The sequence below is a fragment of the Rheinheimera sp. MM224 genome (assembly GCF_947090785.1).
Lineage (GTDB): Bacteria > Pseudomonadota > Gammaproteobacteria > Enterobacterales > Alteromonadaceae > Pararheinheimera.
Window position 1 is genome coordinate 3,838,890 of the sequence record NZ_OX352320.1, and the last position, 21,123, is coordinate 3,860,012.

General features: G+C 46.9%; 20 protein-coding genes. 10 read left to right on the plus strand and 10 right to left on the minus strand.

The annotated features are described in order from the left end of the window. Positions 1 to 109: 109 nt before the first annotated feature. The gene (locus OM978_RS18065; RefSeq protein WP_264343684.1) at positions 110 to 1,456 is read left to right on the plus strand and encodes a S8 family serine peptidase; all 1,347 of its coding nucleotides are present in this window, start codon (positions 110 to 112) and stop codon (positions 1,454 to 1,456) included. Here the strand turns inward: OM978_RS18065 and OM978_RS18070 are convergent. The 5 genes from OM978_RS18070 to hemN all read right to left on the minus strand — a co-directional run bounded on the left by OM978_RS18070 (position 1,453) and on the right by hemN (position 6,655). Then, positions 1,453 to 2,367, minus strand: coding sequence for an outer membrane beta-barrel protein (locus OM978_RS18070; RefSeq protein WP_264343685.1), 915 nt, complete (start codon positions 2,365 to 2,367; stop codon positions 1,453 to 1,455). The two genes, OM978_RS18065 and OM978_RS18070, sit on opposite strands and share 4 nt — an antisense overlap. 45 nt (positions 2,368 to 2,412) lie before the next feature. Beyond that, on the minus strand, positions 2,413 to 3,000 hold the full coding sequence (locus tag OM978_RS18075; RefSeq protein WP_264343686.1) for a hypothetical protein: 588 nt from the start codon (positions 2,998 to 3,000) through the stop codon (positions 2,413 to 2,415). A 55-nt stretch (positions 3,001 to 3,055) separates the two neighbouring features. Further along, a complete protein-coding gene (locus OM978_RS18080; RefSeq protein ID WP_264343688.1) occupies positions 3,056 to 4,630 on the minus strand; it encodes a diguanylate cyclase domain-containing protein in 1,575 nt (524 codons plus the stop codon). A gap of 59 nt (positions 4,631 to 4,689) precedes the next feature. Continuing rightward, a complete protein-coding gene (locus OM978_RS18085; protein ID WP_264343690.1) occupies positions 4,690 to 5,130 on the minus strand; it encodes a nucleoside deaminase in 441 nt (146 codons plus the stop codon). A 163-nt stretch (positions 5,131 to 5,293) separates the two neighbouring features. After that, entirely contained in the window at positions 5,294 to 6,655 is a 1,362-nt protein-coding gene (gene hemN / locus OM978_RS18090; protein ID WP_264343692.1) for an oxygen-independent coproporphyrinogen III oxidase, read from the minus strand. 216 nt (positions 6,656 to 6,871) lie between these two features. Here hemN and OM978_RS18095 point away from each other — a divergent pair, with 216 nt between their 5' ends. From OM978_RS18095 to OM978_RS18110, 4 genes are read left to right on the plus strand one after another with little or no spacing between them, the layout of a single operon-like run. Then, positions 6,872 to 8,035, plus strand: a complete 1,164-nt coding sequence (locus OM978_RS18095; protein WP_264343694.1) for an efflux RND transporter periplasmic adaptor subunit — start codon at positions 6,872 to 6,874, stop codon at positions 8,033 to 8,035. 18 nt (positions 8,036 to 8,053) lie between these two features. Beyond that, positions 8,054 to 11,185 carry an efflux RND transporter permease subunit gene (locus OM978_RS18100; RefSeq protein WP_264343695.1) on the plus strand — a complete coding sequence of 1,044 codons (3,132 nt, stop codon included), beginning with the start codon at positions 8,054 to 8,056 and terminating at the stop codon, positions 11,183 to 11,185. After that, positions 11,182 to 12,597, plus strand: coding sequence for an efflux transporter outer membrane subunit (locus OM978_RS18105; RefSeq protein ID WP_264343696.1), 1,416 nt, complete (start codon positions 11,182 to 11,184; stop codon positions 12,595 to 12,597). The genes OM978_RS18100 and OM978_RS18105 overlap by 4 nt, the downstream gene beginning before the upstream one ends. 42 nt (positions 12,598 to 12,639) lie before the next feature. Next, positions 12,640 to 13,260, plus strand: coding sequence for a TetR/AcrR family transcriptional regulator (locus OM978_RS18110; RefSeq protein ID WP_264343697.1), 621 nt, complete (start codon positions 12,640 to 12,642; stop codon positions 13,258 to 13,260). Between the two features lie 26 nt (positions 13,261 to 13,286). Here OM978_RS18110 and OM978_RS18115 read toward each other — a convergent pair whose 3' ends face one another. Beyond that, a complete protein-coding gene (locus OM978_RS18115; protein ID WP_264343698.1) occupies positions 13,287 to 13,739 on the minus strand; it encodes a hypothetical protein in 453 nt (150 codons plus the stop codon). A 157-nt stretch (positions 13,740 to 13,896) separates the two neighbouring features. Between OM978_RS18115 and OM978_RS18120 the strand changes: the two genes are divergently transcribed. Continuing rightward, positions 13,897 to 14,718 carry an ion transporter gene (locus tag OM978_RS18120; protein ID WP_413691243.1) on the plus strand — a complete coding sequence of 274 codons (822 nt, stop codon included), beginning with the start codon at positions 13,897 to 13,899 and terminating at the stop codon, positions 14,716 to 14,718. Between the two features lie 357 nt (positions 14,719 to 15,075). Then, positions 15,076 to 15,612: a hypothetical protein gene (locus tag OM978_RS18125; protein WP_264343701.1), complete on the plus strand. Its 537-nt coding sequence runs from the start codon at positions 15,076 to 15,078 to the stop codon at positions 15,610 to 15,612. 114 nt (positions 15,613 to 15,726) lie between these two features. Here OM978_RS18125 and OM978_RS18130 read toward each other — a convergent pair whose 3' ends face one another. The 3 genes from OM978_RS18130 to OM978_RS18140 all read right to left on the minus strand — a co-directional run bounded on the left by OM978_RS18130 (position 15,727) and on the right by OM978_RS18140 (position 18,228). After that, the gene (locus tag OM978_RS18130; RefSeq protein WP_264343702.1) at positions 15,727 to 16,803 is read right to left on the minus strand and encodes a phosphatidylinositol-specific phospholipase C1-like protein; all 1,077 of its coding nucleotides are present in this window, start codon (positions 16,801 to 16,803) and stop codon (positions 15,727 to 15,729) included. Positions 16,804 to 16,939: 136 nt separating this feature from the next. Continuing rightward, the gene (locus OM978_RS18135; protein WP_264343704.1) at positions 16,940 to 17,299 is read right to left on the minus strand and encodes a DUF4189 domain-containing protein; all 360 of its coding nucleotides are present in this window, start codon (positions 17,297 to 17,299) and stop codon (positions 16,940 to 16,942) included. A gap of 143 nt (positions 17,300 to 17,442) precedes the next feature. Next, positions 17,443 to 18,228: a hypothetical protein gene (locus tag OM978_RS18140; RefSeq protein WP_264343705.1), complete on the minus strand. Its 786-nt coding sequence runs from the start codon at positions 18,226 to 18,228 to the stop codon at positions 17,443 to 17,445. Positions 18,229 to 18,516: 288 nt separating this feature from the next. Here OM978_RS18140 and OM978_RS21545 point away from each other — a divergent pair, with 288 nt between their 5' ends. Beyond that, positions 18,517 to 18,927: a DUF3429 domain-containing protein gene (locus tag OM978_RS21545; protein WP_413690728.1), complete on the plus strand. Its 411-nt coding sequence runs from the start codon at positions 18,517 to 18,519 to the stop codon at positions 18,925 to 18,927. Here OM978_RS21545 and OM978_RS18145 read toward each other — a convergent pair. Next, on the minus strand, positions 18,924 to 19,316 hold the full coding sequence (locus OM978_RS18145) for a rhodanese-like domain-containing protein (protein ID WP_264343706.1): 393 nt from the start codon (positions 19,314 to 19,316) through the stop codon (positions 18,924 to 18,926). The genes OM978_RS21545 and OM978_RS18145 overlap by 4 nt on opposite strands. A 152-nt stretch (positions 19,317 to 19,468) precedes the next feature. On the opposite strand from OM978_RS18145, the gene OM978_RS18150 reads away from it, so the two are divergent. After that, the gene (locus OM978_RS18150; RefSeq protein WP_264343707.1) at positions 19,469 to 20,416 is read left to right on the plus strand and encodes a helix-turn-helix domain-containing protein; all 948 of its coding nucleotides are present in this window, start codon (positions 19,469 to 19,471) and stop codon (positions 20,414 to 20,416) included. A gap of 187 nt (positions 20,417 to 20,603) precedes the next feature. Continuing rightward, the gene (locus OM978_RS18155; protein WP_264343708.1) at positions 20,604 to 21,062 is read left to right on the plus strand and encodes a hypothetical protein; all 459 of its coding nucleotides are present in this window, start codon (positions 20,604 to 20,606) and stop codon (positions 21,060 to 21,062) included. Positions 21,063 to 21,123: the final 61 nt, after the last annotated feature.

The following is a 21,123-nucleotide window of genomic DNA, read 5'->3' on the forward strand; positions in this document are numbered from 1 at the left end:
TGTTAAAAAGGAGACGAAGCAGCACACAGATTTATTCCACCACAATGGAATTTTTTTTCTGCTCAGACGTTTTTATGGTACATAGTTTTTTGTAACCAAAGAGATCATCATGAAAAATAAACTGACCTTTGTACTATTGTCCTTGTTGGCATTGGAGTCACAAGCTCAGCTTTTGCCTTCAAACCCGCTGACCGACAGACTGGAACAGCCTCTTGGTTCGCCCGTCACAGACCGTCTGACAACTTTAGAGCAGCAGTTGTTACATCAAACCAGACAACAACTGCTTCAGGATAAGCTTGCCACTAACAGATTGCGCCAGCGCCTGAGTCTTAACCTGGACCCAGTCATGCAATTGCCAGCCAACCTGCCAGTAGTGAATCAGCAAAACCAACTGCTCTGGCGTGAAATTGAATTGGAGCCCGGAGTCAGAGTCGTCGAAGGTCAATGGTTGCTGATGTTAAGTTCGCAGCAATGGCAACAACAGACTCAGTTGCACAGTTATTTAGTCGACCAAAAGCGTTACCAGGAATTAGGCTTATTTTTATACCGGATCCAGCTGCCGACAGGTTCAGGAACTAAACCTGAACTGCTGCAATCGTTACCAGCAGATATACAAGCACAGGTTTTCAGCAATACTATTTACAATCCGCAACAAGGCAAAGCCAATGGTGCCAGCAAAGCTTCTGCTTCTGACAGCTTCTGTCAAAGTGCCGTAAAAATAGGTATGGTGGATTCCGCAGTCGATCGACAACATCCCGCCTTTGCCCGAACTGAAGCCTTAATCAGTAGAAATTTTTTACCGCCCGATCTGGCACAAGACAATCAGCATGGTACGGCTGTAGCCTCATTACTGACAGGCCAGGGGCCGGGGCTTAAGCCTTTGTTACCGCAGGCGCAGCTATTTAGCGCAGCAGTGTTTTATCAGCAGAACGCTTATCAGCAAGGTGCTACTTTGGTCCATTTATTGGAAGCGCTGAATTGGTTAGCCTCAGAGCAAGTGCAACTGATTAATCTAAGCCTGACAGGTCCGGCTCATCCTTTACTGCATCATGCCATCAGAGCATTAGATCAGAAAAGTATTGTATTGGTTGCAGCAGCTGGTAATGCAGGTCCTGCTGCTTCGCCTTTGTATCCGGCGGCTTATAAAGAGGTGATTGCCGTCACAGCAGTGGATCAACAGCAACATATTTATCGCTGGGCCAATCAAGGGGATTATATTGAGTTCGCTGCGCCCGGAGTCGCTGTCACTGTGGCCAAAGCCGGTGCTGACTTTGGTTTGGAAACCGGCACTTCACTGGCTTCGCCAGTGGTTGCAGCTATTGCAGCCTGTCAGTTGGCATCAGGTGTAACTGCAGCTCAACTCAGAGCTCAGTTACAGCAACAGGTAGTAGATCTGGGTGAACCGGGCAAAGACCCTGTCTATGGTTTTGGCTTGCTTCGCCCAGGATCCCATTAAAAAGATAAGCGCAATGCCATACCGGCCAGATTTTGCGAATAGTCTGCTGTTGGCACATTGGATGCGGAACTCTGATGCTCCAGCTGGGCTGTCAGCGCCAGATAGTTATTCAATTGCCATTGCCAGTTCATCAGCCAGCTTTGGATCCGATCCTGCCGTTTTTCAGCGTCAGCGGCAATCTGATAGTCTTTGTGTTGCCATTGCCAGCCGAACTGAACCTTGTGATCCTGCTCAAACCAACGCCATTGCTGTGACGCTTTCAGTTGTATCAAAGGCCCCCGGAAATCAAACAATTCAGACTCAGTCTGTTCGTCCTGGTAAGCCAGACCAAGCTGCATAAAACCCTGCTGATCGGTGCTGAATGCAAAGAAGTCACTACGCAGTTGTTGTAGTTTGGCATCTCTGTCATCAAGCACAGTAAAATCTTTATCGGTCTGGGTCAGACTCAACCTCAGGTAATAACGCTGCTGCCAGAGTTTAGCCATATACAGGCTGTATTGATCCAGACCAAGAAAATCCTCGCTGGCTAAGCTGGCATCTGCTTTGTGGTAACTACTGCCAAGCGTCAACCACTTTGCCTGATAACTCAGATCTGCAGACCATAAACCTAAGCTAGTATTAAAATCTGAATTATCTCGCCAGCTGTTTTGTTGGTGCCTGTAGCCAAGATCCAAGGCCCACCGCTGGGCCGGAGTCCAGTGCAGAGCCAACTGCGCTTCCAGTTCCTGCCCTGAAGCTGAGCGACCTGACGCATTGTCCAGCTCAGCGGTTTTAAGGTTTGAATTGTAGCTCTGACCATAATTCAGATAGCCTGTGACTTTGGTCTGCTCTGACGGCTCAAGCGCTTCAGCCCTGACACTTCCTAACAGGCTAACTAGTTGCAGACACAAAATATAATGCAGTGTTCTCATGATAATGCTCCGGAAAAAGGCCAGCAGAACGCTGGCCTGACTATTTTATAAACCCAGAGTTAACACACTGTTCAGGCTCGATTGCACAGAATTCACCACTTCAGCTTTGATGGTGTCATCCACAGCTTTTGTCAGTTCAGTACTTATTTGCTGCTGAACCAGAGCATTTGTGCTTTGGCTGACTGCAGCCCGGGCAGAATCATTGACCAGACCAGGCAATGCCGGAAGCTCTGCTGGCACAACTGAATCTGCGGACGGAAGCTCAGGTATTGTCACAGCAGGTTGAGGCAACAAAGTGTTTACGGCCGTGGAGCTTTGCTGAGCTATGCTTGTACTTTGTGACAAAGCCGCAGAGGTCAGCAGCGCTTCACTTTGTGCAGCACCGTCTGTATTGGTAGTGACCTGATTATTTGTTTCAGCGGAAGTTGAACTGGCAGAAAGAATACCCAAAGACGCAGTATCTGAGGATGAGGCCAGCGTATTTGGTTGGTGCTGTTGCAAGGTTACAGTAGCTGCAGTGTTTTGTGCTGCAGCGGCCGCTGTGACTGTCATTTCGGCCTGCGCCATACAAAGACCAGACAAAGATGCTAAAACCACTGCTGCTGATAAAGAAGAAAAGCGGATTGTGTTCATATTGATTACCTCTGTTGTCACCATTGACACAGAGGTAACGATTCAGCTCCCGGATTTATTCCACAACAGGAAAAAAATCTGTCGCAATTTCTAATGGATTAGCCAATTCAGCCTTCTGTTGGTACATGCGCCGATCAGCCACTTTGCTCAACACTAAATCAGTTTCACCATCCTCTGGAAAACAAGCCAGTCCTATACTGCAGCTGATCTGAATTTCCAGACCATGAATATCAAAAGGCAAAGCGATAGAATGCTGAATTTTTTCAGCGACCAAGGCCGCATGATTTAGTTCGTCCACCGCAGGTAACAGGATAATAAACTCATCGCCGCCTATACGGGCTACGGTATCGGAAGAGCGGATTGCACAGAGTAAACGCTCTGCGACCTGCTGCAATAACAAATCCCCCACTGCGTGGCCATGAGTATCATTCACAGGTTTAAACTTGTTTAAATCCAATAACATCAGGGCCAAGGCTTTTTTATGCCGCACTGCGTATTGCAATGCCTTTTGTAAGCGATCAGAAAACAAAGTGCGGTTAGGTAAACCTGTTAAGGTATCGTGCTGCGCCATATAACGCATACGTTCTTCAATTTTACGTCTTTCGGTTAAATCCCTGCTAACCCCTAAAATGCCCACAAATGCCCCTTCAGCATCATACATACCGGAGATTTTTACCTCACTCCAGACCCGGCGACCGTCTTTGCACACCTGCTCCACTTCGCCAACATAATCCGGATAAACCTCTCCTTCCTGTAAAGCTTTGGCAGCTTTTTTCATTTGCAGTTTCACCTGGGCATAAGAGTCTGGCGTTACCAGCTGCTGCATTTGTTGATGCATCAGCTCTGCGACAGTAAAACCTGTCAGCTTTTGTGCTGAAGGGCTGATATAGGTAAAGTGTCCGCTTAAGTCCATAGTCCAAATCACGTCAGTGGCATGATCAGCCAATAAACGGTGCCGCTCTTCACTGCGTTTTAACACTTCTATTGCATTGCTACGCTCTATGACAATTTCAGCCAAAGCTGCGCTTTCGCTAATCAGCTGGATATCCTGCTCAGACGGTACTGTTACCTCTTTGTGATAAATTGCAAAAGTACCCAGTACTTTGCCTTTACGGTTTTTAATAGGTTCAGACCAGCAAGAACGGATACCCGCCAAATCAACCAAGGCCTGGTAAGGTTGCCAGTAAGGATGCAGCCGCACATCTTCCACTATCACGCGCTCACCTGAATAGGCGGCAGTACCGCAGGATCCCACACCATAAGCTGCAGCCAAACCCTCAATAGCTGCGTTGTATTCATCCGGCAAATGAGGAGCTGAAGCTACATGTAAAAGCCCCTGTTCATCCAGTAACAACACAGTGCAGCTGGCCGACGGGTCCATTTGTTCAGCGCCTTCAACCAGGGCATCCAACACCTGTAACAACGGAGCTTGTTCAACAATCATCGAGAGGATCCGGCTGCGATTTTGCTGCATCAACGCTGAGCGCTGACCTGTATTTACAATAGCTTTGAGTTTACGATTCACCCGAAATATAAAAATAACAAAGGCCAAAGTAGCAGGAATAATAAAAAAGCGCTGCCGCGGCCAACAACAACCAGCCTGAGCTACTGTTATCCCATGCTGAGGCATCAACAGATGCCGGGACACAGACCAACAATCCATGTAGCAGAACGAGCCATAACTTCACGTTATTCCCCTATATCTTCATTCCATAATTCTGGTTTAGTGGCGATAAAATCCTGCATCAGTTGCACACATTCAGCATTGTCCTGAACAATAAGTTCAACGCCGCGGCTTTTGACATAACCTTCAGGCCCCTGAAAAGTACGGTTTTCACCTACGACTACTTTAGGAATACCATAAAGCAACACAGTGCCGCTGCACATATCACAAGGGGATAAGGTGGAATACAACACGGCTCGTTGGTAGTCTTTTGCTGTTAAACGACCGGCGTTTTCCAGACAATCCATTTCCGCATGCAACACACAACTGCCCTTTTGTACCCGCTGATTGTGGCCGCGGCCTACAATTTCACCATCGATCACCAGCACTGAACCTATAGGAATGCCGCCTTCGGCTAAACTTTTTTTGGCTTGTTCTATCGCGGCTAGCATAAAAGGGTCAGTCATTTACTTCATCCTGTAGATCACTTGAAATAAGCCACAGCTTTTTAAAGCTTGTGGCTATGTTTCAGTAGTTTAGTGAGAAAAACAGAAAAAGAAGCACAGTTCTGTAAATTAAATTGCCTACGGTTCAGGCGTTGTCAAAAATAGGGAAGGCTTTGATGTTGGATCAAACCACTTTGGAATAACTCAAGCTATTGGCCTGATGCAGGTAACGGTCAAAACTGGCACAAACTAAACGCACCAGTAACCGACCCAGTGGCGTCACCTGAATAACAATGTCAGAACATAAAACTAAGCCATCGGCTATCAGCGGGTCCAACTTAGGTAAGGCATCGGCAAAATAACTCCAGAAATCCTCTATAGCAAAGCGCTGACAAAAGTCAGGGATATCCAGTTTAAAATGGCAAATCAGTTGGCTGATTAAGGCTGCGCGGATTTTATCGTCCTGACTTAAACTAAAACCCCGTTCCAACGGCAATTGTCCGGCACTAAGCTGCTTCTGATAATCTTGCAGTTCTTTTTGATTTTGCCAAATCACGCCATTGACCTGGCTAATAGAAGACACCCCCAAGCCAATCAAAGCATCCTGGCCTGCTGTGGTGTAGCCCTGAAAGTTACGCTGCAATTTACCTTGTTGCTGCGCTATGGCTAAAGAGTCTGTGGCTTTGGCGAAATGATCCATACCAATACACTGGTAACCAGCTTCACTGAAATGCTTGATAGCAAGCTGCAACAAGGCCAGTTTATCTTCAGCCTGTGGCAGGCTTTGGGTTGGAATTTTGCGCTGGGCGGCAAAACGGGTGGGCATATGGGCATAACTGAATAACGACACTCTGTCCGGATCCAGCTGTAATACGCTTTGCAGCGTCTGTAAAAATCGTTCTGGTTGTTGGTAAGGTAAGCCATAGACCAAATCCAGATTAATAGAGCTAAAACCTAAACGCCTGGCTTCCAGCACCAAAGCCTGGACCAGATCTTCGCTTTGCACTCTATTGATGGCTATTTGCACTTGCTCATCAAAGTCCTGCACACCAAAACTAACCCGGCTAAAACCCAATTGGCGCAAATGAGCCAGCTTTTCCAGACTGCAGCTGCGTGGGTCGATTTCTATCGAAAGTTCAGCATCGGCTTTAAACACAAAATGTTGTCTGAGCAACTGCATAAGTTTGGATAACTGATCTTCAGTCAAAAAAGTGGGAGTGCCACCACCTAAATGCAGCTGTGAAATGGTTTTATCACAAAGTAACGGCTGATACAGCGCCATTTCCCTGGATAGACTTTGCAGATACAAATCAGCTTTTTCACTGTGGCGGGTCACTATTTTGTTGCAGCCGCAGTAATAACACAGCTGCTGGCAAAACGGGATATGCAGGTACAAACACAGCTCTGAAGCTGAATTGGCCAACGCCGCCTGGACAGCTGATGCAGGAAAGTCTGGCAATAAGGATAAAGCCGTTGGGTAAGACGTATAACGGGGACCATTCACCGAATATTTCTGTATTAAATCAGCTGACCATAACACCTGCATTGAACTTTTCTCTGTTGTCCCGTCAAAGGTGGCACCAGTTTAAAACATCGGCTTTTGCGCTGTTTTGATCTGAAACAAAGTCAGCGACTGCCCCTTTGTAGTTCCGATAAATAGTTCAGATAACGACCAAAGCCCATAAAACGGCGACAAATTAAGCTGGAAAAAACCAGTCAATTAACTTAGAATGAACGTTCACTCTAAATGGAGATTCTAAACATGCAGCGTTCCCGCATCGTATTTTTTGCCCTTTCAGCCCTGGCGGGCTCTGTTGCTTTGGCCGGTTGTGGCCAGGCTCAACAAGCCTCTGCACCAGCGGCTCAGGCTATGCCTGTTGGCGTAGTTACTCTGAAAAGTCAGGCCATTACCCTGACCAAAGAATTACCAGGCCGCGTTGCTGCCTCACAAATTGCTGAAATCCGCCCTCAGGTCGACGGCATAGTGCTGCAACGTTTATTTACCGAAGGCGGTGAAGTAAAAGCAGGTCAGGCTTTGTATCAAATCGACCCTGCCAGTTTTGACGCGCAGCTTTCAAGCGCTAAAGCCGCGGTAGCCCGGGCTCAGGCCAGCATCGCCAGCAGCAAATCAAAAGCCAGTCGTTATACCGAATTGTTGAAAATTAAAGCTGTCAGTCAGCAGGAATTTGATGAAGCTGACGCCAGCTATAAACAAGCTCAGGCCGATTTACTGACAGCTCAGGCTCAGCTGAAAACAGCTCAGATTAATTTAAATTACAGCAAGGTATTGTCTCCTATCAGCGGCCAGATCAGTAAGTCCGCTGTGACGGCAGGTGCTTTAGTCAGCGCCAATCAAACAACAGCTTTAGCGACTGTGACTCAGCTTGATCCTATTTATGTCGACCTGACTCAGTCAAGCAACGAGTTACTGCAACTGAAAAAAGCGCTGGCATCCGGTGCTTTAGGTTCTGATGCTGCCATTCAGACCGTCGTTGAACTGAAAATGGAAGATGGCTCTGTTTATCCACATAAAGGCACGCTGCAGTTTTCTGAAGTGACAGTGGATCCGGGTACTGGTTCTGTCACCTTAAGGGCACAGTTTCCTAACCCTGAAAAGTTACTGCTGCCAGGTATGTATGTGCGCGCTGAAGTGGTTGAAGGTGTAAAAGCCAACGCTATTCTGGCGCCACAACGTGGTATCAGCCGTAATAGCAAAGGTGAAGCCACCGCTATGGTCATTGGTAAAGAAGGCAAAGTAGAAGCCCGTATTTTACAAGCCGACCGCACTATAGGTTCAGATTGGCTGGTCAGCAGCGGCTTAAATGCCGGTGATCAACTGATTATTGAAGGCTTGCAAAAAATACGTCCTGGTGCGCCAGTTCAGGCGGTTCCAACCGATGCAGCTGCTCAAGCCAAGTCACAGTAAAGCCAACGGAGAATCCTGATGTCACGATTTTTTATCGACAGGCCGATTTTTGCCTGGGTGTTGGCCATAGTGGTGATGCTGGCTGGTATATTAGCCATCAACACTTTGCCAATCGCACAATATCCATCGATAGCACCACCTGCTATCAGCGTCAGCGCCAGCTATCCTGGAGCTTCAGCCCGTACTCTTGAAGATACGGTTACCCAGGTTATAGAACAGAAAATGAAAGGTCTGGATGGCCTGATGTATATGTCATCCACTTCTGAATCCAATGGTTCTGTGACTTTAACCTTAACCTTCAGCGCCGATACCAACCCGGATATAGCTCAGGTTCAGGTGCAGAATAAACTGGCTCTGGCCACTCCGCTGTTACCGCAGGAAGTGCAACGTCAGGGTGTGTCTGTGGCTAAATCAGCGCGTAACTTCCTGTTAGTGGCCGGCTTTGTGTCTGAAGATGGCAGCATGAGTAATATCGACATTGGGGATTATGTTGCGTCCAACGTGCAGGACATAGTCTCCCGCGTCAATGGTGTAGGCGAAGTGCAGCTGTTTGGTTCTCAGTACGCCATGCGGATCTGGTTAGACCCGGCTAAATTACAAAACTATAAGCTAACCACAGCCGATATCAGTGCGGCGATTAGTGCGCAGAATGCTCAGGTGTCTGCAGGTCAGTTAGGTGGTATGCCCGCAATTGAAGGCCAGCAACTGAATGCTACAGTCACAGCGCAAAGCCGCCTGCAAACTCCGGAGCAGTTCCGTGCAATTCTGGTGAAAACCAACAGCGACGGTTCAGTGGTACGTTTAGGTGATATTGCCAAAGTTGAATTGGGTGGCGAAAACTACGGTGTTGTGGCCCGCTTTAACGGTAAACCTGCTTCAGGTTTAGGTGTCAAACTGGCCAGTGGTGCCAATGCGCTGGAAACAGCGGCAGGCGTGAAAAAAGCCTTAGCAGACCTGGAACCCTTTTTCCCTGCTGGCTTAAAATCTGTTGTGCCTTATGACACCACACCTTTTGTGTCTTTATCAATTGAAAAAGTAGTCAGCACCTTAATTGAAGCTGTAGTGCTGGTGTTTTTTGTGATGTATCTGTTCCTGCAGAACTTCCGCGCCACTTTAATTCCTACCATAGCAGTGCCTGTTGTTTTGCTCGGTACTTTTGCCATTTTATCAGCCTTCGGTTACTCCATTAATACACTGACTATGTTTGCTATGGTACTGGCCATAGGCCTGTTAGTGGATGACGCCATAGTAGTGGTCGAAAACGTCGAGCGGGTGATGACCGAAGAAGGTTTGTCAGCCCTTGATGCCACCCGTAAGTCGATGGATGAAATTAAAGGTGCCCTAGTAGGTATCGCCATGGTGTTGTCTGCAGTCTTTGTACCTATGGCATTCTTCGGTGGTTCCACTGGTGTAATTTACCGTCAGTTCTCCATCACTCTAGTATCTGCTATGGGCCTGTCTGTATTGGTGGCTTTAATTTTGACACCAGCTTTATGTGCCACTTTATTAAAACCAAGCCATGTGCATGACGACAGCTCCGTTTTAGGTAAGTTTTTCTCTGGTTTTAACCGTGGTTTTGATAAAACCAACAAAGGGACTCAGAACTTTGTCAGTCGTATGATTAAACAAAGCAAAAGGTACCTGCTGGGTTATGCACTGATTGTTGGCGGTATGGTATTTATTTTCAGCCAGTTGCCTTCTGCATTTTTACCGGATGAAGATCAGGGCATTATGTTTAACCAGGTGGTATTGCCAGCAGGTTCAACCACAGAACAAACCCTGAAAGTAGTAGAGAAAATGGAAAACCATTTCCTGCAGGATCAAAGCGAAGCTGTGAAGTCTATTTTCACCGTAACAGGCTTTAGTTTTGCCGGTTCAGGTCAGAATGCAGCCTTAGGTTTTGTCAACTTAAAGCACTGGGACGAGCGTCAGCGTGATGACTTATCTGTAGGTGCAGTAGCAGGCAAAGCCATGGGTTATTTCTCTACTATCAAAGAAGCTTTTGTTTTCGCCTTCCCACCGCCGGCAGTGGTAGAACTCGGCACGGCCAACGGCTTTAACCTGCACTTACAGGACAGAGCTGGTTTAGGTCACGATCAGTTATTAGCTGCCCGTAACCAGTTATTAGGTATGGCAGGCCAAAGCCCTGTGTTGGCTGGTGTTCGTCCTAATGGTCAGGAAGATATGCCAGAGCTAAAACTGGACATCGACTTAGCTAAAGCCGAAGCCTTGAATGTCAGCCAGGCCGATATCAACAGTACGCTGGCGACAGCCTGGGGTAGCAGTTACGTCAATGACTTTATTGACCGTGGCCGGGTGAAAAAGGTTTACCTGCAAGGTACACCGGACAGCCGCATGGTGCCGGAAGATTTGACCAAATGGTATGTGCGTAACAGTGAAGGTGAAATGGTGCCATTCTCAGCCTTTGCCACCTCACACTGGACTTACGGTTCTCCTCGTCTTGAGCGCTATAACGGCTTCTCGTCTATGGAAATTCAGGGCGCTGCAGCACCAGGTTACAGTACAGGTCAGGCCATGGATGAAATGGAAAAACTAGCCAAACAGTTACCTGCTGGCTTTGCTTACGAGTGGACTGGTATCTCTTATGAGGAGCGTTTAAGCGGTGGTCAGGCGCCTATGTTGTATGCCTTATCCTTGCTGGTCGTATTCCTGTGTTTAGCCGCCTTGTATGAAAGCTGGTCCGTCCCTGCAGCCGTGATGATGATAGTGCCACTGGGTGTATTTGGTGCTGCCCTGGCCGCTCTTGTAGCCAACTTGTCGAACGATATCTATCTGCAGGTGGGTTTATTGACCACCATAGGTTTAGCCTCGAAAAACGCTATTCTGATCGTGGAGTTCGCCATCCACCGCATGGATCAGGGCTTAGGTTTAGTCGAAGCTGCGATTGAAGCTGTACGTTTACGTTTGCGCCCTATCTTAATGACGTCCATGGCCTTTATCTGTGGTGTATTGCCGCTGGCTATTGCCTCAAGCGCAGGTTCAGGAGCTCAGAATGCTCTGGGTATTTCAGTGATAGGCGGCACTTTAGCTTCGTCTATTCTGGCCGTGATCTTTGTGCCGATGTTTTTTGTGCTGGTTCGCCGTGTCTTCCCAGGCAAACACATAGCAGCGCAGGAGAAAGCAGAATGAAATTAAAAACTTTAACTTTAAGCGCTTTGGCCATGCTGGTATTAAGCGCTTGTCAACTGGCGCCAGAACAACAAGCCATTGAGTTACCTGTGCCACAAAACTATGCACTGGCCACCGGGGATTCTGGGGTCAAAGCGGCAGAGCTGCATTGGCAGCAGTTTTTCAGTAACCCTCAGCTGCAACAACTGATAGAGCTAAGCCTTGCGAACAACAAAAACTTACAGATCGCTGCGTTAAACGTGCAGCGGGTGCGGGCTTTGTACCAGATTGAAGACTCAGCGCTGTATCCGTCTTTGGACTTAAACGCGTCAGGTACACGCCAGCGTTTACCGGCCGATTTAACCGGCACAGGCAATGCGCAGATCAATCAGCAATACAGCGCGACAGTGGGTATTACCTCGTACGAGCTGGATTTCTGGGGCAAAGTGCGTAATCAGTCGGAACAAGCCTTGCAGCAGCTTTACTCCACAGAGCAGGCGCAATTAAGCAGCCAGATCAGTCTGGTGGCAGAACTGGCCAATGCCTGGCTGACTTATGCGGCCGATCAACAGTTACTGGAACTGGCGGCCCATACCTTACACAGTCAGCAAAAAACACTGGAACTGACAGAACAAAGCTACAACTTAGGCGCAGCTTCAGCTTTAACACTGCAGCAAGTCAAAAGCACAGTAGCGACAGCCAAAGTGGATATAGCCCGGTATCAGCGTTTGCTGCAACGGGATAAAAACGCTTTGGACTTACTAACCGGGACTCAAGTATCAGAACAGCTGTTACCGGATCGACCGCTGAGCAAACTGCTGCAATTGCCTGAATTACCTGCAGGTTTGCCGTCAGATTTATTGCAACAACGGCCGGATTTGAAAGCGGCAGAACATGATTTATTGGCAGCCAATGCCAATATAGGCATAGCCAAAGCGGCATTTTTCCCCAGCATCAGCTTAACGGCTAATGCTGGCTCGGCCTCGGCTGAATTGGATAATCTGTTTAAAGGCGGTTCGGGCAGCTGGAGTTTTATTCCGTCCATCAACCTGCCGATCTTTAACATGGGCCGTACTCAAGCCAATTTAGATGTGGCTGAAGCACAGCAGCAAGTAGCACTGGTGACTTACCAGCAAAAAATCCAGCAAGCATTTCGCGAGGTGTCTGATGGCTTAGCGGATCGTGAAGGTTATGCAGCGCAGTTGCAGGCTCAGCAGGACCTCGCCAACAGTAATCAGCAAAGCTTTATGTTATCCGAAGCACGCTTTAAACAAGGCGCTGACAGTTATCTGCAGGTACTGGACGCTCAGCGTTCCTGGTACAGCGCACAACAACAATTAATCAGCGGTCAGCAAGCTTTACTTGCCAGCCAGATTAGTTTGTATAAAGTGCTCGGCGGTGGCTGGCAACAAAGTAATACGTCAGCCGAATAAATGTGTGCTCACCGGGCTTTCGAGCCCGGTGTCGGAGTTCCCATGACAGAAAAAATAGCAAAAAGACATACAGATCCGGCGTTAGCAGAAGCGCGGAGAAACCAGGTACTGACAGCGGCAGCGGATTGTTTCCGTCGCAAAGGTTACCATGGTGCTGGCATGGCTGAGATTTCAAAAACTGCAGGGATGAGCGCAGGCCATATTTACAATTATTTCGACAGTAAAGAAGCCATTATCGAAGCTATTATTCAGCGCGATATGGAGGAAATGTTTTCTGTATTTCAGCAGTTTGAAGATGATCCGGGCGATCTGATGACTATTATGCTGGACGGTGCAGACCATGGTGTCGAACGGCATACAGATAAAGATAAAAACGCTCTTGAGCTGGAAATGCTGGCAGAAGCAGCCCGTAATCAAAAAATGGCGTTTTTGATGCAACAATCCGACACCCACGCCAGAGCTAGGATGAGGCGTTTGTTGACGGGTGAACGTAGTCTGGTCAAAGATGTGACGGACAAAGAACTGGATGCCCGTATCAATGTCATTTTTGCCATGATAGGGGGTTTGGCGATACGCCGGACTTTATACCCTGAGCTACAAAAAGATACGATATTGCTGGCATTACGCCCCGCCTTGCGTACTTTATTGTCGCCATTTACATAGAACTGATAAGGCAGTGTTTAACTGCCTTATGCTGCTTTACCCTGAAATTGATTCATAGTTGCCATCGCATTAGCCCAAAACTGTACTGAGCTTTTATCATTACGCTGCGCAGCACTCTTTATCGCGTCCTGAGCTTTTTCCATAAAATTGATAGCCGTTGTGTCTGAGTTGGCTTCATCGCCAGAACTTTCTGTTTTACCTGAATACAACAAGACCCGAAACGCCTGCTCCTGATCCGCCGGAATTTTTCCGCCCTCCAGGCCTTTCGTCAGCCAGTCGGATAATTGTTTGCGGCTCATAGTGTCAAAGGTCAAGGTCTTGCCGTCGCCAACTTGCCCTGTGCCGTTATCCACCGGCTTGTCTGCCGGATCAGTCACAGATGGAGATTCCTTTTTCGTAGCAGCCGCATACATAGCCGAATACTGACCAGAGCGGATTTGACTTAATGTTTCAAAAAGATTGCTGTTATCCAGTTTCATAAAATGCGTCCTTCAGTGCTTGCAAATGGCAAAGCAAGATGTACGCCAGTATTCGGGACATTATTTTGACAACACAGCTCTTAGCCTGAACGCCCGCTATCAAGTTCACAAAGCGGCAGATACAATGCGGCATATTTTTGAATATCCAGAGGGAAAAATGAAACAACAGCTGCAACACAAAGTGCAACAACTAGTGGAGAAAAACTGGTTTAGTCACGGTATCTTAGTGCTGATTTTAATCAACGCCGTTTTATTAGGTTTGGAAACCTCTGCCACAGTCATGCAAGACTTTGGTGCTGCGATCCTGCTCGCTGACAAAGTATTGCTGGCAGTTTTTGTGCTGGAACTGTTACTGCGGATTTTCGCCTATCGCCTTAACTTTTTTAAAGACCCCTGGAGTTTGTTTGATTTTGCAGTGGTTGGTATAGCTTTAATGCCAGCCACAGGACAATTTTCGGTGCTGCGAGCTTTACGGGTACTGAGGGTGTTGCGTTTATTGTCTATCGTGCCTTCAATGCGCCGTGTAGTGTCTGCCCTGCTGGGCTCTTTACCTGGCTTAGGTTCCATCGCTATGGTGTTGCTGCTGATTTATTACGTTTTTGCGGTGATAGCCACTAAGTTATTTGGTACAGCTTTTCCGGAATGGTTTGGCTCTATTGGCGCCTCGTTTTATACCTTGTTTCAGGTGATGACGCTGGAAAGCTGGTCTATGGGTATTTCCCGTCCTGTGATGGAACAGTTCCCTTTTGCCTGGGCCTTTTTTGTGCCTTTTATCCTGATCGCCACTTTTACCATGTTGAACCTCTTTATCGCCATTATCGTCAACACCATGCAAACCTTTACCGATCAGGAGCATGCGGCAGAACGTGCGGAAGACAAAAAAGCGGAGCAAGCCGAACAACAAATGATGCATCAGCAACTGACTGATATTAAGCAGGAGCTGCAAGCTTTAAGGGCAGAGCTGAAACAACAAAAATAATTGCAAGCACAGCTTTTATACTACAAATGGCGGCCTGAATCATAAATTCAGGCCGCGCTAGTCTGGTAACAGAACCTCAGGCTACTGCTTACCTATTTAATGATTCATCCATTTAAAACTCAGCTTAAGGCCCTGCCTCTGGTTTTCACTGTCCCTGCGAGAGATACCCTGTTTTTGATACAGATGTATCAACATCTCTGTACAAAGACAGCATAAAAAAAGCATAACCATTTGTTTTATAAACCATTAAAAATAGAGCTCATGTTATTTATTTGAAACTAAATGTTACAAATATCAACTACACTGCTTCAAAGCTCTTGCTATTATCAGTCTAACTTAAATCAATGGATGGACTAGATGATGAAAACATTACTGATCTCAATGCTCTGTGCAGCATTAGTGGTGCCCGCTGTATCCGCAGCTGAAGAAGGGAAAAAAACCAGAATACGCTCCTACCTTTATTCCACAGATTATGACAACCTGATGCTTAAAATTCGGAGCCAACGTTTTGAGGAAGCCTTGCCTGAACTAAAGCGTTTTGCCTACTATGGCGAAAAACATCCTCAATACCTGCTAGGTATGATGATGATCTCCGGTGAAGCCGGAGTTCCGGTGAATGTGGAAGAAGGTTTGTCATGGATGCGTTTGTCGCTGGAACAGCGTAATAAAGACTGGGAAAAATCTTATAAGCAGGTCACTTCGAATCTGAGCGAAGCGCAATTAGCCTCACTAGAGCCTATCTATCAGAAGCTGAAAGGTAAGTACGGCGTAGATGTGCAGAACATGCACTGTGGTATAGAACGGATGAGAAGCTCCAACCTTAAAATCCATATCTGTCGTAAAAACATCCTGCAACAGGAATATTACGAAGTCACTGAGTACACTCAAGAATAGAAAGCCATCCGCTTTGAGGCTATCTTTGCAACGATCAGCAAAGGTAGCCCTACCCGCAGCAATACTGAAAAACACATCGGCCACACTTTTGCTCACGAACCAGATTGTAAGCCGTTATTCTGAAATCACACAGTTGGCATAACTTAATTTGGGATGACATCGCCAGAGGCTTTGATCTGCGAATTGCACCGCTTTACCATCCGGGGTTTGTTGTGGCGCATGTGGGTAAAAATCAGTAGAAATAATCTGAGCTGAACTTTGCAAAGCCTTGTCACGTCTTGAGATGGAATAGGCTGTTGGATGAAATTCATCACTACGGGTGCGCACTATGTAACCCAATTGTACCAGTTTAGCTATAGCTTCGAACTGCTGCTCAGGCTGATTTTGCAGCACCATGGCCGCCTCTGCACTGGAAGGCGGATAATTACCAAACATCACCCGCCCGGCTAAAGATGGATGCTGCTTGCGGTACAACTCCAGTTGTTCTGGTTGACCATCAAACAAGAATACAAAACGGCCGCGGGACGAAGCTACACTTGGCCAACCTTGGGTCACTATTGTTTGCTGCAGGCTAAGACCTGGTGTTCGGACAAAATCAGGCGTCAGCAATTTATCTTCCGGCAATACAGCACGAATTTCCTGATCCAACCGGGCATAATCTCCCGCTGTCAGAACTCTGGGCTGAATACCCCCTGCTACGCCGCTTTCTTTTACATTGAGTAAAATCACCACAGGCAAATGATTTTTGTGCTGTTCTGACCATTTTAGTAACTGGCGCAGACAATCCTGAAACAATGGGCAATGGGAGGCAAAATCCAGATCCGGTATATGAAAGGCTTTAAAACCGGGTTGCTGTAACTTGGTTTTGTATTCTGCTGATAACAAAGACTTGCCCAACCACTGCTCCGCCGCTGGTTGGAGATACATACCACCTTGAGGATCGGCCAAGACATCCAGCTCCAGATGACGTAACCCCAACTCCAACTGCTGCTGCAAAGGTAAATGTTGATACTGCAATGACGAGGTATCCTGGCCTTGTTGCTGCATATAGCTGCTGGCTCCCTCCGGCAAAGCCTGTTTATAGCTATTGTGCGAGCCAATCCACTGTAACTGATTTAATTTCAGGGGTCCTGCGGCCTGAGCAGTACAACAAAGCCATAACACAGACAATAAGCAAACTCTGGCAAGCATGTTTTGAACCTTTTTTTAAGCAAAACATCACTATAGAGTTATAAGATGAAGAAATGGAGACACCAAAACTAAATTCTTTAGATGACGCCAAACAGTAACAAGACCTGTTATGTCTGGCGCTGCTCCAGCTCATCATTTACTGTGAATTACAGCCCCAGCTGCGCACCATACACTGACTGCCGCCATAACTTGAACAGTACTGCAACGCCTGAGACTGAGCATCACCACCGTCACTACTGGTTGCCCAACCATAAATGGTACTGCCTGCCGTTTGGTCAGCAGCATAAGCCGCACAACCCGATTCAAATACCTGCACTACACTGCAATTTCCACCACATTCTGATAAAGCTCTCTCTGAAGCTTCTGAAATTGAAGCATAGTCATAAGCAAAACCATATTGATCGCCCTGATTTTCATCAATAGCTAAAGCACCGGCGGCCTGCGCCAACGAACTAAACACCATCATTACAAAAACAACCAACAGATTTTTATACATAGTCAGATTTCCCCTTAGTAGTTATACCTAGTAGTCTCACAACCCGATAACAGACACAGCGTATTGATTTAAAGCAAATTTAACCAGACCTTTGCTCTGCAGAACACTGTAGTTGCTTAGTTGGGATATCACCACTAAAGCTGTTACTTTCCTAACAACGCTTCCTGCTCTAAGAAGCAGCCTTTTTGCTGCAAGGCATCCAACAAACCATAAAAGTGGTGCTTCTCTGCTAATTCCAGAGCTTTCGCCAGTTGATTAGGGTGTTTGGGCTTGTTGTTAAACAACGACTGCCAGGGGCTGAAATCAGCTGGTGTGACAAACTTTAGTTTGTCACCTAAGCGCTGCTTTAATAAATCAAATAACTCTAAAGCCGCCGCATCAAAATCAAAACCGCAATAAATCTGCTGATACTGCTGATAAAAAGGCGTCAGCAAGGCTGAACTGGCTTTACTGCCCGAAGCAAAACCAATGTCGGTAGTGTGCAAAGAAAAATCCAGCGCCAGCATCTGACCACAGACAGGCAGGAGCTCCGCATAACGGAAAAAGCACTCTTCGTTTTCAATCAGCAGCAGAGTAGTTTTAGCCTGATAGCTCTGAAATTTGTCGGTGCCGTCCAGCACCACTACTTCAGGTTGGCGGTTCTGGCATAACTCGTGATACACCAGTTGATATCCAAAAGAGGTATTCACCTGGTGTGAATCGCCAATCTGAGCCGCCTCTTTGCGTGACGCTGGCTTAAGCGCTTGCTGTTCAAGCTGACTAAACAAAACTTCAGATAAAATACTGACCTGCCATCGGCCCGAGCCTAACTGCCGCACTTTAAACATCTCGGACTTTTTCTGATAAAACAGCGGCGGTAATAACTCCAGCATACGACCGTAATGCACAGGCTTACCCTGGCGGATTTGCTGCAGGTATTTTTTTAACATCCCTTACTCCCAAATTGACCCGATTCCTGCCAACCCACAGTCAACCGCAAAGTAACAGGCTTAGCAAGTGTCGCGAAAGCTTTATCAACTTGTCATAAAAATGCCACGGGTCAATTGGATAATAGCTCCTAGTTAAGTGCGAACCCTGTTTATGTGTTGCTTTAACTCTCTGGATTGTCCTGGATTTTTATGAGGGAAACCCTTGTGGTTCTCCCTCTTTTTTTGGTTTTTCATCCATAATCTCATCTGCTGCGTATAGTCTGTTATTACTCTTGATGATGTCATATTATGCGCCTGATCCAGCTTTTAGGTTATGCCGGTTTACTACCTTTTATTGGCCTGACTTTTCTACAACTTTGGCCACAGCTTCTCGCTTTCACACCGCCATTCCCGGCATTTCAAAGCTACAGCCAGATTATTCTGGCTTTTATGTCAGGAGTACTCTGGCCTGTTTTATATCAGCAGTCTGAACGGTTTTTCCCTGTATGGGTGGTGAGTTTTGCACTGGTAGGCTGGTTTAGCGGCTCGCTTGTACCGTCGCAGCAACTTCTGGTACTTGCTGCAGCTTTTGTTGCATTGAGGTGGTTTGAAATCAGGCAAGGGAGTCAGTTAACATACTCCCCCGCCTACACCAGGTTAAGAAACCACCTGACGATAGTGGTTGTCACCTGCCATCTGCTTTACTGGTCCTCACTTTAGCGCACTAACTCAAAACCTTCATCCAGCCAGCCTGTGACTCCACCGATCATCTTCTTCACAGGCCTTTGCAACTGAGCCAGTTTCAGCGCCGCTTTATCTGCACCATTGCAATGTGGTCCGGCGCAATACACCACAAATAAGGTATCAAGCGGGTACAGCGCCAGACTCTCTACACTAATTCTGCTATGAGGAAAAAGAACGGCTTCAGGCAAATGGCCTTGTGCATAAGCAGTCTCCCCCCGCACATCCAGTAGCACAAAATCCTGCCGTTTATTGCTGATGGCATGATGTACATCCCAGCAGTCGGTTTCAAACTGCAACAAAGAACTAAAGTGGGTAATAGCTTGTTCAAAGCCCGCTGCTGAGGGCCTGGATACCATTGATGACATAAGTCTGCTCCTGTCTGAATGTGCTGTGGCATGGTGTTAATAAAACTCAGCAGTACTGTACTTTGCTTCCAAAACCGCCACCATTGGCTTAAAAGCCATAATAGATTAGTATTAAGCCAACACTGACAATCAGCCAAAACCGGAGCAGTCGCATGCACAAAATAGCCATTTTGTTAGGTCCCTCTGTCGCAACTTTTGAGCTGGGGTGTGCTTCCGAGTTATTTGCATTGAGCCGGCCGGAATACCCGGATTGGTATCAAACCGATCTGATCAGCTTTCATCCAGGACCTTTGATGGCAACTGGTGGCCTGCAATTACTGGTGCCTCAGGTTCAGGATTTAACTCAGTACGATACAATTCTGATCCCCAACTGGTCTGTGTCAGAACCAGAACCACCGGAAGAGTTGCGAGCACAGCTCTTGGCAGCTTATCAGCGGGGAGTGAGGCTTATTTCCTTTTGCTCAGGTGCCTTTTTATTGGCAGAGCTTGGGCTACTCAGTGGTAAAGCAGCGACTACTCATTGGCGTTATGCTGATGAGTTTCAACGGCGTTATCCGGACAGCCGTTATCAGCACAATGTGCTTTATTGTTTTGATGGCCAGATTGGCTGCTCAGCAGGCAGTGCTGCAGCATTGGATTTAGGCTTAGCAGTCATCCGGCGGGATTTTGGCTTTGAAATCGCCAACCAGGTCGCTAAAAGAGCTGTTATTTCGGCTCATCGTGAAGGTGGACAAGCTCAGTTTGTCACACTGCCTTTGCAGAAAAAAACCAATTTACTCAGTGCCACTATGGACTGGGCTCTATTAAATTTAAATAAACCTTTAGCTATTGAACAACTGGCCGATAAAGCGGGTATGTCCAGACGTAGTTTCGACCGGCACTTTAAAGCCAGTACAGGGCTAAGCCCGCTGCAGTGGCTGCTACAGCAGCGGTTACAATTGGTACAGCACTATCTGGAACAAGGTCAGCACTCGATAGAACAAATTAGTGACCTGACGGGTTTTGGTTCTTCGTTAAACTTGCGCCAGCAATTTCAGAAGCAACTGGGGATCAGTCCGCGCCAGTACCAGCGCCAGTTTAGTTGTAGTCAGCTTTACTGAACTACAAGGCTACAAAGCGGCAAATTTTATGTAAAAACATGTAAAAAACGGCCGGCTTTTGCCGCACTCTTGCCGTTGTTTTGCCATTTTGCTGTGTTTTTAGACGAAATAACCTTGGCACCAAATTTGCTCCTCTTTAAGCAACAGGTCAGGTACATGACCACAGCATAAAGCTCAGGAGACTAGTATGTTCAATATTTCTGGTGTAACCGCCTCACTTGGATTGGATGCTCAACTGTTTAAATCCCCTTCTTTTGGCAAAGACAAAGTCTTTATTGATGATCCTTATGCAGACAAAGTCAGTTTATCCAGCGGCCAACAAGAGCAGGACATGACCTACCAGCATTTGGCTAAAAACAATAACAATACCATGTCAAAATCAGAGGATATGGCCGAACAAAACAAAGAGAAAAATGACAAGTTAAAAGAGCCAGACCGCTTAGCAACGATGATGCAGCAAGTGCTAGATGGCAAACTCGGCATAGATCGGAAAAAGCTGGAAGAAATAGAAGAGAAAATTGAAGCTCTTGCCAATAAAGAAGGTGAGCTGACTGACGCAGATAAAGCTCAGTTGGAAATGCTGCAAAAACAAAAAGAGCAACTAATTAAAGAAGGAGCGAAAAAACTGACTGAAGCAGAAAGTTAATTCGTCAATTGCATGAACCGCCGGGTTTGCTTTGCAGTGGAGCAACCCGTCCGGCATTCTA